Annotated in this window: 6 protein-coding genes; 1 reads left to right on the top strand and 5 read right to left on the bottom strand. The window is 64.8% G+C overall.

Annotation, left to right across the window (positions count from 1 at the left end; translation table 11 throughout):
* Positions 1-14: 14 nt before the first annotated feature.
* The 5 genes from AC1RCO_RS21010 to AC1RCO_RS21030 all read right to left on the bottom strand — a co-directional run bounded on the left by AC1RCO_RS21010 (position 15) and on the right by AC1RCO_RS21030 (position 13,633).
* Entirely contained in the window at positions 15-857 is an 843-nt protein-coding gene (locus AC1RCO_RS21010) for a hypothetical protein (protein WP_401402523.1), read from the bottom strand.
* Positions 854-10,504 carry a hemagglutinin repeat-containing protein gene (locus AC1RCO_RS21015; RefSeq protein ID WP_492618014.1) on the bottom strand — a complete coding sequence of 3,217 codons (9,651 nt, stop codon included), beginning with the start codon at positions 10,502-10,504 and terminating at the stop codon, positions 854-856. The genes AC1RCO_RS21010 and AC1RCO_RS21015 overlap by 4 nt, the downstream gene beginning before the upstream one ends.
* Positions 10,505-10,524: 20 nt before the next feature.
* Complete coding sequence (locus AC1RCO_RS21020) at positions 10,525-12,228, bottom strand: ShlB/FhaC/HecB family hemolysin secretion/activation protein (RefSeq protein ID WP_072444022.1); 1,704 nt, start codon at positions 12,226-12,228, stop codon at positions 10,525-10,527.
* A 245-nt stretch (positions 12,229-12,473) separates the two neighbouring features.
* Positions 12,474-12,773 (bottom strand): PsiF family protein, encoded by a 300-nt coding sequence (locus AC1RCO_RS21025; protein ID WP_011058988.1) that lies wholly within the window; start codon positions 12,771-12,773, stop codon positions 12,474-12,476.
* A gap of 71 nt (positions 12,774-12,844) precedes the next feature.
* On the bottom strand, positions 12,845-13,633 hold the full coding sequence (locus AC1RCO_RS21030) for an AraC family transcriptional regulator (protein WP_011058987.1): 789 nt from the start codon (positions 13,631-13,633) through the stop codon (positions 12,845-12,847).
* Between the two features lie 96 nt (positions 13,634-13,729).
* Between AC1RCO_RS21030 and AC1RCO_RS21035 the strand changes: the two genes are divergently transcribed.
* Complete coding sequence (locus AC1RCO_RS21035; RefSeq protein ID WP_011058986.1) at positions 13,730-14,635, top strand: DMT family transporter; 906 nt, start codon at positions 13,730-13,732, stop codon at positions 14,633-14,635.
* The last annotated feature ends 1 nt before the right edge of the window (position 14,636 follow it).

Consider the following 14,636-nt stretch of genomic DNA (forward strand, 5'->3'; position numbering starts at 1 on the left):
ACAGGCCCGAAGGTTCAAGGTGAAGGCGCCTTGAGATCGGGCAGCGGCACATCGTAGCCGCAGTAATGCAATTGTGTCCGGATCAGTCGCTGGTCGGGGTAGTCACTGCCCCAGGGCAGCTTGCGGTCGTAGCGCGATTTGACATGGGCACAGACCCCTTGGATATCAGCCCGTGCCTTGGCCAGCACCGGCGCCGGCAAGGGGTTGATCTTCAGGCTCTGGAAGAACGGCACGATGAACACCTGATCCAGGTCGTAACCCTTGCTCCCCAAGGGCAAGCGCTGGCCTGCATGCACATAGAACGGCTGTTGCAGGCCGCTCTCCTGCTCCCAGCACCAGTACTTGACCTTGTCTTCGAGAATGCCCACTGCGGTCCCTTCCCAACGCTCGTAGGAGCGCAGGCATTGATAGCCCTGCATGTTCACCCAGTCGAGACTGCTGGGCTTGACACCGGTATGGGATGGCCGTGCCTGCCTGGCCAGCAGATCCTCAAGAAAGGCCTGCTTCGGGTAGAGCAGACCATCCCCCCAGCCATCGAGAAAGCTGTTGACCCGCATATAGAGCCCGGACGCCGTCACCTGAATGTCCCCATAGAAGAAAGATCCTGAGGTGCCGACCGACAGCGCGTCACGGCCCTTTTCATAGGTGAACCCGCCAGTGATGGTTCCGCACTGCGCATGCCGATAAGGCCCAGGCAGGTCGAAGGAGTAACGCTGCATCAGGGTGATCCGCTTCGCCCCCTCCTGGCACAGCATGCGGGAATCCAGACGAGCATTTTCATAGACCAGGGGTGGGCCGCCGCACGCCGGCAGCAACCCACAGGTCAGAACGATCAGCGCTATCTGTGCAGCCTTCATTGCGAGCCCAGTAATTTGTCGTTGCCGTGCTGATCGATCAAGGTCGGGACGATGTACTTGTTGCTGTTCTTGAAGGTCTCTTGCAACCCGCTGCTGGCTCCGCCACAAATGTCCTTGGCCACACACAAGTAGTTGGAGTGAGGACTGTCCGCTGCCAACAGCTTGCCTGACGTAGCCGCGGCCCCGAAGAATCGGGCGACCGTATCAGAAGAGCGCCATGCATTGAGCCCCAGCAAGTCGGACACCGTATCGGTCACCGGCAACGTATTGAAGAACATGCTCGAGGTCGGCCGGTTGACCTGGAAGAACGCTCCTTCACTGATGTCGAACCCGGCATTCTTGGCCGCCTGGAAGAAGTCCGTCGAAGCGACGGGCGCGCCCGACAGCTGGATGCTACCCGCATTGCCGTTGGCATTGAAGTTGAGTCCGGCAATGGCCCGGTACGTCAGCAAGCCGCCCTGGCTGTGGCCGAATACATCCAGCTTGTTGCCCTGGTCGAGCCCGGCCCCGAGGAAATCGCTGAGTTGCCGTGCGTTGCCCGAACGAACAGCCCCGCCCAGTACGACATCCCACAGGGACTCCACCAAGTCGCCCAGGAAACCATGCTCCGGGTTATAGGCCTGGATAAAACTGTCCTTCCCGGTTTGCATGCCGCCGTTGACCAGGGCTGCATCCAACGAGTTCTGGATTCCATTGGTGAACACCGCAGCGTCGTCGTCAGGTGTCAGCAAACTCTGCAAGCTGTTGCGTGTGGCGTCCACATCCAGGACTGGCTTGCCCGATAGCGGGTCGATAAAGACCTTTCCATTGGCATCCTTTTTGTACTCCATCTGCACACGATAAAAGCTCATGTCCCCCGTGAGCAGCGCCGGGACCTGGGTGACCACGCCGCCATGACTGATGACACCTGGCATCACGCCACCGGTGTAGAAGGCCGACTCATCCATGACTTTCTGCAGAAACCCCGGTATCCAGGCCAAAGGTGCCAACGCCGGGTTGTCTGCCAGGGCCTTGTCCGCCGCCTGGGTCAGATCGCCGTACTGGGTGAACGCCGCGGACGCATTCTTGCCATAGTCCTTGAGCCCCTGGGCCCATTGGTTGAGGGTCTGCAACGGATGGCCCACCGCATCCAGGGACGACTGGGACACATACAGGTCGGTACGCTTTTCCTTGTCCTTGGTGATTTCATAGGCCAGGGCCACATCGCGGTTCAGGCCCGCAGTGGAGTCGGCGCCAGTCTTGGCGTCGTTGCGCACGGTGATGGTGCCCGCGCCCACTGTGGCGCGCACTTCCTGCTCGCGCTCCTTGCGGTAGTCGTAGCCGCTGACGCTCCAGCCGGACGCCCCGGTCTTGCCCTTGCCTTCCTGGCTCTTGTCCGTGGTGAAGGCCACGTCCTTGCCGCCGGTGGCCTTGGCGCCATCGCCGCCGCCCCAGCCAAAGGTGCCGCCCGCATTGACGTAGTAGCTGTGCTCCTTGTCCTGGCCGGAGATATCGCGGAAGCCCAGGGTGCCGGTGTCCAGCTTGAGGTTGCCGTTGTCGGCGGCGACCAGCGCGCCGTCGAGCTGGGTGTGCTTCTCGGTGCGGATGTCCACTCCGTTCTTGCCGGTGATGCTGGTCTGCTCCTGGACCCAGTTGGTCTTGCCGGTGGTCTTGCCCATGCCCAGGGAACCGCTGACGCTGCCACCGCCGCCCAGGCCGATGCTCACGGTGACACTGGCATCCATTTCCTTGCCGCTGACCTTGCCGGTGTCCGGCACCGAGGACACGGTCAGGTCACCGCCAACCCGGCCGATGACCTCACCACCGCGCAGGGTGGCGCCGGCGATGGTGGTGTCCTTGCCACTGCTGAAGCGCAACTGGTCGCCGGCTACCAGATTGGCGTTCTGCTGCCGCTGGTTGTCCCGGTCCAGCTGGCCCTTGCCCATGTCGACGCTGGCGTAGACCGAGATGAAGTCCTTGCCGCCCACGGCCAGGCCCACTTCACCACCGCCGCTGTGGCGGCTGGACTCGCTGCTGGAATCGTTCTGCGCGGCGCGGATGGTCAGGTCGTTACCGGCGCCCAGGTCGATATCGCGCCCGGCCTGGACCTGGGTTCCGATCAGGGTCAGGTTGTTGCGCGCCTCAAGGCTGACATCACGCCCGGCGAGGAATACCGACGGGGTGTTGGTGCCCTGGTTCATCTGCTCGCTGGCCACACCGTTGCTGCCGCCGATACCGGCACGGGCGCTACCGCCGCCGCTCTGGCCATTGATGCCGCCCTGGCTGCGGGCGGTCTTGCTCTCTTCGGAGACCGAACCGCGGGCCACATCCACATTGATGTCACGGCCCACCAGGGTGATGTCGCGCCCGGCGTCGAACTGACCACCGCGAATGTTGATGTCATTGCCGGCCACGGCGCTGATATCCCGCCCGGCCCCCAGGCTGGCAGGGCTGTTGCTGTGCACTTCCTGGCGCGAGCTGCTGGACTGGCTGGCCGTACCGAAATGGGTCGCGGTGGTCGGGCCCGAGGTGAACTGGTTGATCGCATCCACGGTGCTCAGCACGCTGGAGGCCTTGCTGGTGTTGTCCTCGCCTTTGCCGGTGCCCTTGAGGGCGTCCATGGTGTTGCCGTAGTTGTGGCTGACATTGACCGTCAGGCCATTGCGGTCACGGCTTTTGCTACGTTCCTCGATCGAGGTTTCCTTGCCCGCGTCGATGCTGATATCGCGCCCGGCCTGCAGGTTGATATCACGCCCGGCATCCACTCGCGAGCCTTCCAGGGTCAGGTCACGTCCGGCCTTGATGGTTGCATCCTGCCCGGCCAGCAACTGGCTCGGCGCCACGGTCTGCTCGGCATTGCGCGATTTCTGCTTGAGGCCTTCGCTGCCCAGGAACGCGGTGACGCCATTGCGATCGCTCTCCAGGGACAGCCCCACATGCTTCTCGGATTTCCAGTTGCTCTGGTCCGAACTGTTGCTGCCGGCCAGGACGTTGATGTCGCGCCCCGCCCCCACATTCAGGTTGCGCTCGGCCGCGGCCGTGCTGCCGATCATGTTGACGTCACGGGATGCCTGCAGGGTGGTGTCACGCCCGCCACTGACCACGCTGCCGACACTCTGGGATTGAATGTTTTCCTGGCCGGATTTCTTCGAGGAGGCAATCGAAGTGAAACTGCCGGAACTGGAGAACCCCACCTTGCTCTTGTACTTGTCGCTCTGGCTGCTGGAGGTGTTGGCCGCGTCCATCAGGTTGATGTCGCCGTTCTTGTCGATCAGCCCGGCGCGCACTTCGGCATCGCGCTTGGCTTCGATGGAACTGGCCGAGAGGTTGACGTTGGCCCCGGATATCACCACCGCGTCATTGCCGGCACTCAGCTCGCTGCCCACCTGGGTGGTGCTGCTGGAGGTGCGGCTGTTGCCGCTCTTGCTCAGGCCGAAGCTGCCTTTCTTCTTCTGGCTGTAGGCGCTGTCCTGCTGCTCCTGGGCCGAGACCAGGCTGACGTCCCGGGTAGCGCCCACCAGCAGGTCGTTGCCGGCCTTGAGCTGGCTGCCGACCACGGTGACGTCGCGTCCGCCGTTGAGGCTGATACGGCCGTCCTTGTCCTGGCTGACGTTGACCATCAGGTCGTGCCCGGCGCTGATCTCGGAAGCCACGTTGGTGGTGGAGGAATCGGCGCTGCGGGTGGTCTTGCTCTTGCCCCAGGAACCTTTCTTCTTCTGGTAGAAGGTCGAGGATTGCTCGTCCTGGGCCGAAGCGATGACGATGTCGCGCTTGGCATTGAGGGACAGGTCGTTGCCGGCGCTGACCTGGCTCGCTACCACCGCCAGGTCGCGCCCGGCATTGAGTTCCAGGTTGCCGCCGGTGGTCACGCTGGAGCCCAGGGTCTGCACCGTGTCGTTGGTCACCAGGCCGCGACGGATCGCGCTCTGGGTGAAGGTGTGGTCCTGCACCGCCAGCAGGTCGATGTCGCGACCGGCGCTGAGCTTGGCATCGCCGGCACTGGCGAGCTGGCCGAGGTTGGTCAGGTCGCGACCGGCGCTGAGGTCCAGCTGCTGGCGCGCGGTGATCTGGCTGCCCTGGTCGAGGATGGTGCGATTGCCCGAGCCGTAGCCGACGGCCACTGCGGTGCGGTCGTTGATGATGTCGCCCTTGATCGAGGTGACGCTGACCTGGTTGCCGCGGATTTCCCCGGCCAGGGCGTTGCGCACGCTGTCCTGGGCCATCAGGCTGACCCGCTCGTTGGCCTCGATCAGGCCGCCCTGGTAGAGGCTGCCGCCAGCATTCACGCTCAGGTCGTTGCTGGCCCGCAGGGTACCGACGTTGGTCAGGTCGCCGCCGGCGATCAGGGTCATGTCGCGCCCCTGTATCAGGCTGCCACCGCGCAGGTTGCGGGTTTCCGCCTGGGCCAGGTAGAGCACCGGCACCAGCACTTTCTCACCCTGCACTTCGCGGGTTTCCATCCACACGATGTCATGGGTCAGCGAGGCCACCTGGGCCGGGGTCAGGGACACGCCGATGCTCAGGTTCAACTGGTCCTTGGAAGCGATGGCGTTGTCCATCAGGTAGCGGTACTGGTCGTAGTCGCTGGTCAGCCCGGCCGCCAGGAAGCGCTGGCCGGTCTGGGCCAGCACCGCGTCGCGAATCAGCCGGGTCTCGTACAGGCCGTCGCCCAGGCGGCGCCAGGTCTGATCGGTGTTGTAGTTGAGGTTGCCGAGCATGTAGTCCGAGCTCATGAAGCGCGACAGGTCGGTGAAGGTCGGGTTGGTCTCGATCAGGTAGCGGCCCTGGGGGTTCTGGCTCTTGACGAACAGGCCGTACTCGCCCTGAGGCACGCGGAAGCTCGACAGCGAGGTCGGGTCCACGGCGGCGAACGGCACGCCGGAGAAATCCACCGGGACGAAGCTGACCTGGGTGGTGCCGTCGGCGCCGACCTTCTCGATGCGTTGCACATCCTTGGCCACCTGGTTGGCCGCCGCGGAGCTCTGGGCATTGACCGTGATCACCTGGCCGCCCACCTGGGCCAGGTTGTTCTGCAGCGTCTGCCCGGTGAGCTGGGCGCGGCTCTGTTCGCTCTGCACGCCGTTTTCAAGGGTGCCGCTGACCTGCAGGTGCAGGCGCTGGCCGGCCTGCAGGGTGGAGGCGTAGGCGCTCTGGGAACCCGGGGTGATCACCGTGTGGCTGGCGGGTTCGTAGATCGGGTACTGGGTCACCACGGTCGGCAGCGGGTCCTGCTGGCCCGGCGCGCGATTGGCGTTGGCGGCGTTCCAGGCGATGGTGGCGCGCTCGGCGGCGCGGAACGCGCCCTTGGAAACCCCGTGCAGGAAATAGCTGATGCTCTCGACCCGCTTGTTCAGGGTCAGGCCCCGGTTGTACAGGTTGTTGGCGGTGATGGAGACATCGCGGTTGGCGGCGATCAGGCTCTGGTCGTTTTCCACCGTATCGGCATTGATGGTCAGGTCACGGTTGGACACCAGGCGGGCGCCAGCGGAGTGCTCGCCCATGGTGCCTTCGTAGGTGGTGTTAACGATGTAAGTGGCGGTGTGGTAATCGCCGGAACAGTCGGTGCAGTTGATCACGATATTGCGCTGGGTGATGGTTTCGCCGACCTGGTACTGGTCCATGGCGTTTTGCAGCAACGCCACGTTGAGGTTCATGTCGCCCTCGCTTTCGATGGTTCCGGAGCGGTTGCTCAGCAGGGCCGCGCGGCCCCCGTCGAGGGCGGCGAAGCTGAGGTTGCCGGCGCTGTAGATGTCGCCGTAGTTGTTGGCCAGGCCGTTGCCCCGCAGGAGCATGTCGCCGCCGCTGTAGATCAGGGTGTCGGCCGAGGTGGTGATGCCGTTGCTGGAGCGCAGCTGCATCTGCCCCAGGGCGCCCAGGGTGCCGCGGTTGTTGATCTGCCCCGCCGACACGTAGAGGTTCTGGCTGGCGATCAGCCGGCCCAGGTTGTCCAGGGTGCCGCGCAGGTTCAGCTCGGTGTCGCCGCCGCTGGCGATACGACCGCCGTTCTGGTTGAGGTCGCTGGCGCCCACCGTGAGCTTGCCCCGGGACGACAGCAGGCCGCTGTTGTTCAGGTTGCCCCCCAGGTCCAGGGTCAGGTAGCCGTCACTGGCCAGTTCCCCGGCGTTGTTCAGGGTGGCGGCGCCCACCCGCAGGCCGCTGGCGCTGGCGATACGGTCGCCGGCACTGAGGTTGAGATCGCCACCGGTGCTCAGGTCCAGGGCGCCGTTGAGCTGCATCAGCCCGCTGCGGTCCACCCAGCCGATGTCCCAGTCGCCCCGGCCCAGGCCGGTGATGCGCCCCTGGAGGCCCGAGAGCCCGCCCAGGTCGAGTTTGAACAGGCCGTTGCCAGCGTGCTCGATGCTGCCGCCGACGTTGTTCAGGTTGCCCGCATTCAGGCTGAAGGCGTTGGAGCCCAGGGCCAGGCTACCGCCCTGGTTGTACAGGCTGCCGCCCAGGCTGATCCGGCTTTGCTCCCCGCCTACGGCGCGGATTCGCCCGCCGGCGCTGTTGTCCAGGTTGCCGCCCACCAGCAGCAGCGAGCCGGCCGACTCCACCAGGCCGCCCTGGTTGTAGAGGTTGGCCGCGGTGGTCAGGTCCAACTGCTGGGCGCTGATTTCGCCGCCCCAGCGGTTGTCCAGGGTCTGTCCGGAAGCGCTGAGCAGGCCGTTGGCGTAGAGCTTGCCTGCCTGGTTGGTGAGGCGGTCCACCACCAGCTTCAGGTTGCCGGCCTGGCTGCTGATCAAGCCGGCCTTGCCGTTCAGGGCACTGTTATCCACAGCCCCGGCCGTCACCGCGAGGGTCGCGCCCTGCAGGGTGCCGCCACGGTTGTCCAGGCTGCCCTGGCCCAGGGTGACTTCACCATGGCCGCCCTGGGCCAGGATCATCCCTTCGGCGTTGTTCAGGCCCCCGGTCACCAGGTTCAGGCCGTCGCTGCCAGCGAGCAGTTGCCCCTGGCGGTTGTCCAGCGCGCCGCCATCGACCTCCAGGCGCTTGCCCTTGAGGGTGCCGCCCTGGTTGTCGAGACGGGCCAGCTGGGTGACCTTGAGTGCCTGGTCACCGGCGTCGATGACCCCGGCGCTGTTGTTCAATACGCCATTGTTGAGGGCCACATGCAGCCCCCCGGTCTTGGCCACCACTGCGCCCCTGGCGCTGTTGTCCAGGCCCGCGGCGTTGATCCCGACGCTCTCGCCGAGGATCACCCCGCCACTGTTGTTCAGTTGGCCGCCGTTGACTTGCAGATGCCCGTCGCTTTGCAGGCGCCCCTGGCTGTTGAGCAACTGCCCCGGGGTGGCGCCGTCGGCAGTCAAGGTCAGCAGCAAGCCGTCGCTGCCCGCCGCCAGCAGGCCTGCGCCCTGGTTGTCCAGGCGCTGGGTGCTCAGGCTCAGGCGGTCGCCCACCAGTTGCCCGCCACGGTTGTCCAAAAGGCCGTTGTTGGTCAGCAGCAATTGATTGCCCACCACCACGCCGCCCTGGTTGTTCAGGCTGCCGGAGCCGATCTGCACATCGCCGTTCTTGGCCTGCAAATGGCCCAGGGCGTTGTTCAGATGCTGCTTGACCGTCAGGGTCAGCTGGCCGGCTTCGGCGCTGAGTACCCCGCCCTGGTTCTGGCTGAGGCTGTCGAGGTTGGCAGTCAGTACGTTGCCGATCACCTGGCCCTGGTTGTTGGCCAGGTCCCCGGCTTCCAGCAGCAGGTTGTCCTTGCCTTGCAGCAGGCCGCCCTGGTTGTCGATGTCCGCGGTGTGCAGCTCAAGCCCGGTGGCATCCACCGTGCCGCCCTGGTTATCGAGCTTGCCACTGCTGGTGAGGGTCAGCTGCGGAGCAACCAGGGTGCCAGCGCGGTTATCCACGCTGGCGGACTTGAGGCTGAGCAGCGATGTGGCCTGGAGCTTGCCACCCGCATTGATCAGGTCCTGGGCGAGGCTCACCTGCAACTCGCCCTTCTCGGCGCTGACCAGGCCCTTCTGGCTGTTGTCCAGGCGCGTGCCAGTGATCTTGATCTGGTCGGCCAGCAGCTTGCCGCCCTGGTTGAGCAACTCTGCGCCCTGGGTTTCCAGCAGGGTCTGGGCCTGGAGCTGGCCATCGTTGTTGTTCAACTGCTCGCTGACCTTGAAGGTGGCGCTGCCCTGGCTGGCCCCGATCAGGCCCTGCTGGTTGTCCAGCCGCCCGGCGCTGATCTCTACCCGGTCGGCAATCATCGAGCCTTTCTGGTTGCTCACTTCGCGGGCCTTGAGGGTCAGGTCGGCGCCTGCCACTTCCAGGCGCCCGCCGTTGTTGTTCAGGCTATCCAGAGTGAGCGTCGCGGCCTGCTGCTCGCCAAAGCGGATCAGGCCGCCCAGGTTGGCGATGGCCGGGGTGGTCAGCACCAGCTCGTGCTGTGCCAGCACCCGGGCCTGTGCGCCCTGGTTGACCAGGCGCGCGGTCTTGACCTCGACCTTGGGCCCCTGAATCACCCCGTTCTGGTTGTTCAGGGCCTGGCGCGCGGTCAGCTCCAGGTTGCGGCTGGCCAGTACGTTGCCGCGGTTCTCCAGGGTGCCGGCGGTCAGCTTGACCTCGCCGTGATCGTTGCGGCTGTTGTCGGTGTTGACTCCGGCTTCGATGATGCCGTGGTTGACCACCTGCGCGGCGTCCACCACCTGGACCCGGTCCCGGGCCGCCAGGCTGGTCTGCACCTGGATCTGCTCGGCGGCCTGCAGGGTCGCCTCGGTGCCGGCGTAGGCCTTGCCCTTGAGCTCGATGCTCTGGGCCTTGATGGCGATGGCCTGGTTGGCGCCCATGCCGGCGACCGTGACCTTGCCGTTGGCGTCGATCTGGATATCACCGGTGCTGGCCGCCATTTCCCCGGACATGTTCACCCCAACGCCCTTTTCCGTGCCCACCAGGCGGATCGCCCCGGCGTACATGCCGCCCAGGGCCGAGCTGTCGATGGCCAGTTCCGGCTTGGCGCTGGCGTCGGCATCCCGGGCCGTGACGCTCAGGTCATCGGCCTTGACGTCGTTGCGCCCGGTGATGACGTTGAGCTTCTTGGCGTACAGGTCGGCATTGAGCTTGGTACTGCGGGTGATCAGGTCGAACTGGTCGATGTTGCTGGCGTTGAGGCCGGCGCCTTCGATGCTGATGTCGCCGCCATCGACCTGGAAGCGATCGAGTTTCTGCCCTTCGATCACCGGCTTGCCGGTGGTCAGGGTGGCCCGTGGGGTGTTGATGAAGCCGCAGCCGTTGCAGGTGATGCCATGGGGGTTGGCGACGATCACCCGGGCCGACTGCCCGGCCACTTCGGTATAGCCCGCCAGCTTGCTGCGATTGCTGCCGGTGACTTCGTTGAGAATGACCTGGGCCGCCTGCCCCTTGAGGTTGGGGTTGCCCATGATGTAGCCGCCCAGCTGAGTGTTCTGGGTCGAGCCGGTACCGTTATTGAGGATCAGGCCGTTGCTGCCGACGTTGTATTCGCTGAACTTGTTGTGGGACAAGCCGGCGCCGTTGGCGGCGTTGATGTTGACGATGGGTACGCCATTGCCGGCCGCGCCGATGGTGGCGTTGCCCCCCGCGGCCGGGTCCAGGGCCAGGCCTGCGGCCACGCTTACGATCGGGTTGAGAAACAGGATCCCCGACAACGACAGGGCAATGCATTGGGCAAAAGGCTTGCGTACGTCCATGTGCGAATCATCCATTCAATAACGTTGCGGGCGAGTCAGAAGAACAGGTCTACCCGGAAGTACACCGGGTGCTCTCGCCTCTCGATAATTGCCGGTCGCTCCAGGGAGCGTGCGAAGCTGACGGATGCAGCCAGGTACTGGCCGCGGGCATTGAGTTCCAGGGCATTGCCGCTCATGCGGCCGCGGGCATCTTGGTTGTAGCGATCGCCCTTGATCACCCCCACGTCATACGCAAAGGCCATGCCGTATTCCTGGACAAAAGGCTGCAACGCCGGCCAGGTCACCGCACGGCGCCAGCGCAGTTGGTTGCGCCAGTAGCCGCCGCTGTTGCCGGACAGGGTCTGGTCCTGGAAGCCACGCACCGAGTTGAGGCCGCCGAGGCTGATGCGCTGGGGGCTGAAGAGCACGTCCTCGCTGCGCTGCCCGGTGGCCAGGCTGTCGAAGCTGAAGTTTTCGTTCCACAGGCGAAAGGGCTGCAGGTAGCTCAGGGTCAGGCTGTATTTGTTGTAACGGGCCACCGGCTCGCTGCCATGGGGATTGCCGCTGCCCTGGGCATCCAGGGCGCCGATGCCCTGCTGCCAGCCAATGTCGGCGTTGACCAGGGCATTGCCGATGCGCCGCCCATGGTTGAAGCCCAGCTGGCTTTCGGTGATGCGGTTGCTGGACACGTCGATCAGGTTGTCATCGAGGTAGTTGCGCGTGCGCAACTGGCTCAGGCCCAGGCTCATGCCGGTCTTGCTCAGATTGTCGCGGTGCAGCACCCGTTCGGCGCGCAACTGCTGGTTCTTGCTTTCGCCGTCCATGGTGAAGTCGAAGCCGGTGCTGTCATTGCGGGTGCGGTAGTAGCTCTGGCTGTAGGAATAACTGAGGGTCCACCAGCCCCAGGGCAGGCTGTAGAACAGGCTCTGGTTGTCGGAGTGGCGCCAGCGGTCACTGACCGTGTCCTGGTTGGCCCGCAGGCTGAGCTGGTCTGCCAGGCCCAGGGGGCTGTCCCAGTCCAGGCCGAGGCCGGCCTGCTGCTCGCCGGTGCTCTTGTCGCCGCTGTTGTTGCGGGTGGCCGATACCCGCCAGGGCTTCAGACGCTGGCCCTTGAGCCCGACACGGCTGTCGCCCAGTTTCTCTCCCGGGGCCAGTTCCAGTTCCACCTGGCGCGAAGGCAGGCGAGTCAGCTGGTCCACCAGTTGCTCCAGCTCCCGCAGGTTGAGCACCTCGCCGGTGGTGCCGGGAAAGGCCATGGCCAGTTCCCGCGAGCTGGCCAGGGCGGAACTGTCCAGGCTCTCCAGGCGGCCTTCGACCACCACGATGGTCAGTTGCCCCGAGGCCAGCTCCTGGGCCGGCAGGTAGGCCCGGGTGGTGACATAGCCCTGCTGCAGGTAGTGATGGGTGATGGCCTTGAGCAGGGTGTTGATCTGCGTCACCGACAGGCACTGGTCGCGATAGGGCGCCACCAGGCGCTCGCGATCGGCGGCGGAAAGATGATCGGCCCCCTTGAGAATCACGGTCTTGATGGTGAAGCAGCGCTGCTCGCCCGGTTGCGGGGCAGGCTCGGGGGGCAAGGTCTTGCCGGGGAGTTGCTGGAGTTCGTCGAGGCGCTTCTGCTGCTCTTGCAGCAACTGCTGCTGGCGATCCCGAATCAGGTCGCGATCACCCGGCGTCTGCAGCGGCGCGGCACTGAGCGCGAGCGAAGCAGACAAAGCACAAAACGCTACTACAGGCCTGAACAAGCCAAAACGCGACATGCTTTCCATTCCCTAGAATCACGGATTTTGGCTGGCCAAACGTCCGCGTGGTGCGTCCCGGCACCTGTTTTCGAAGGGAACAAAGTGTAAATGTAAAAAAATTTACATAACAAAAAAGCGACGAGCGGTAGCTGCCAGACCTATCTCATTGAAAGCTAATGGTTTACGTGCTGCGAAACTCTGAAAAACCGATGCAGGCCAAGGTCCTGTAGCGCGCGCGATACCTCGGCCCCATCGATTCAGGCTCATTTCTTCTTCAGGCAATCACTCATGAACGCCTTGCGCGCATCGCCCTTGAGCGCCTGGGTGGTGGCCGTGGCGTTGCAGGTCTTCATTCTTTCCTGAGGCGTGGACGGGGTAGCCGCAGCTGCCGGGGCCGCCTTGAGGCAAGTGCTCATGAAGGCTTTGCGCTCATCGCCCTTCAGGGTCTTGGCGGTGGCCTCGGCATTGCAGGTGGTCATCTTGTTCTGCTGGGCGGTGGCGGCAAAACCCTGGGAGCACAGCAGCAGGCCCACCATCAACAACGGAATACGCAACATCTTCATGGAGTTTTCTCCTTGTCACCGCACCGACGGGCACGGCCTCCAGCGCAGTGTAGACAAAGCCTGTTACACCTTCACCTGTTCTGCAGGCCGGCCCGGCGATACTGCTCCGGCGTGCTGCCAGCCTGGCGCTGGAACATCGCGATAAACGCCGAGGCGCTGCTGTAGCCCATGTCGAAGGCGATTTCCTGGATGCTGCGCGAGCTCTCCAGGGCCTCGATGGAGGCCAGGAAACGCTGGCGCTGGCGCCATTCGCCAAAACTCATGCCCAATTCGCGCACGAACTGCCGGGCCAGGGTCCGCTCGCTGACATGGGCCAGCCCCGCCCAGTGGGCCAAAGGCTGGTTGTTGCCCGGTTCGGCCTGCAGGGCCTGGAGCACCCGCAGCAGGTCGGGGCTGCTGGCGTAGGGCAGGTAACAGGTATGCACCGGCGCCTGGCGCAACTGGTCCAGCAGCACCTGGGCCAGGCGCTGGTCGGCCTCGCCCTCGGGGATCTGCACGTCACGGGCGGCGAAGTCCTTGAGGATCGCCTTGAGGATCTCGCTGATGGCCAGGGTACTGCCCCCGGCCGGCAACTCGGCACACAGCTCCGGGGCCAGCAGTACGGCGCGGTAGTTGATCGGCTGCGCGGTGTAGAAACTGTGGGGCGTCTGTGGCGGCACCCACACCGCATATTGCGGCGGCGACATGAAACGCTGGCCGGCAATCTCCATGTGCATCACGCCGTGGGCCGAATACTCCAGGCAGCCCCAGGGGTGGCGATGCTCCAGGGCATGGCTGTGGGCGGCGAAGTCGGCATAGCGGAAGTACACCGGCGCGGGCAGCCCGTGGAAATCCAGGAGATCGATGTGTTTTTTGCTCATGCTGTCCGGATGTCGGGGCGGGTTGTCCGGTTCGCAGTATAGGCATTGATCCGGACAAGAGGATAATCAGCCTTCATCAACTGCCTGGTTGTCTCCATGCAATACGCTTATCCACTGCTGGCCATCTTTATCTGGGCCGGCAATACCGTGATCAACAAACTCGCCGTGGGCGCGATCTTTCCCGCGGAGATCGGCTTCTATCGCTGGTTGCTGGCGGGCCTGCTGTTCACCCCCTTCATGCTCAAGCCGGTGATCAAGCACTGGCCGGAGGTCCGCCCCAACCTCTGGCGCATCGCCATTCTCGGCGTGCTGGGCATGGCGGTGTACCAGAGCCTGGCCTACTTCGCCGCCAGCCTGACCTCGGCCACCAACATGGGCATCATCCTTTCGCTGATGCCGCTGATGTCCCTGGCCATGGCCATCGCGGCCCTGGGCCAGCGCCTGACTGCCGGAGCCCTGGTGGGCGCCGTGCTGTCCTTCGCCGGGGTGCTCGTGGTGGTGTCCTCCGGCAGCCTGGCCGCGCTGCTGCAACACGGGGTCAACCTGGGGGACGCGATGATGCTGGTGGCCACCCTGGCCTACGCCATCTACAGCACCCTGCTGAAGAAATGGCAGCTGCGCCTGCCGCCGCTGGTGCTGTTGTATCTGCAGGTGCTGGTGGCGGTCGTGGTGCTGCTACCGTTGTTCCTGGCTTCGCCGAAGGTAGGCCCGACTCTGCAGAACATTCCGCTGGTGCTCTATGCCTGCCTGCTGGCTTCGATGCTCGCGCCCTTGGCCTGGATGCAGGCGGTGGTGCGCCTGGGGCCAAGCCGGACCACGCTGTTTTTCAATCTGCTGCCGTTGATCACGGCGCTGATTGCGGCAGTGGTGCTGCATGAGCAGTTGGCCTGGTTCCATTTGGTGGGTGGCTTGCTGACCTTGGGCGGGGTGATTCTCTCGGAACGCTGGACCACCGTGCTGGGACCGCTCGCCGGCAAGCCGGCTTCTGCCGGGCAACGCTGAG

Source organism: Pseudomonas sp. GW823-FHT03E05 (assembly GCF_058796855.1).

What these genes read in the sequence shown, in the direction of transcription:
- AC1RCO_RS21010 (WP_401402523.1), bottom strand. Translation starts at nt 857, where the DNA reads ATGAAGGCTGCACAGATAGCGCTGATCGTTCTGACCTGTGGGTTGCTG.
- AC1RCO_RS21015 (WP_492618014.1), bottom strand. Translation starts at nt 10,504, where the DNA reads ATGGATGATTCGCACATGGACGTACGCAAGCCTTTTGCCCAATGCATT.
- AC1RCO_RS21020 (WP_072444022.1), bottom strand. Translation starts at nt 12,228, where the DNA reads ATGTCGCGTTTTGGCTTGTTCAGGCCTGTAGTAGCGTTTTGTGCTTTG.
- AC1RCO_RS21025 (WP_011058988.1), bottom strand. Translation starts at nt 12,773, where the DNA reads ATGAAGATGTTGCGTATTCCGTTGTTGATGGTGGGCCTGCTGCTGTGC.
- AC1RCO_RS21030 (WP_011058987.1), bottom strand. Translation starts at nt 13,633, where the DNA reads ATGAGCAAAAAACACATCGATCTCCTGGATTTCCACGGGCTGCCCGCG.
- AC1RCO_RS21035 (WP_011058986.1), top strand. Translation starts at nt 13,730, where the DNA reads ATGCAATACGCTTATCCACTGCTGGCCATCTTTATCTGGGCCGGCAAT.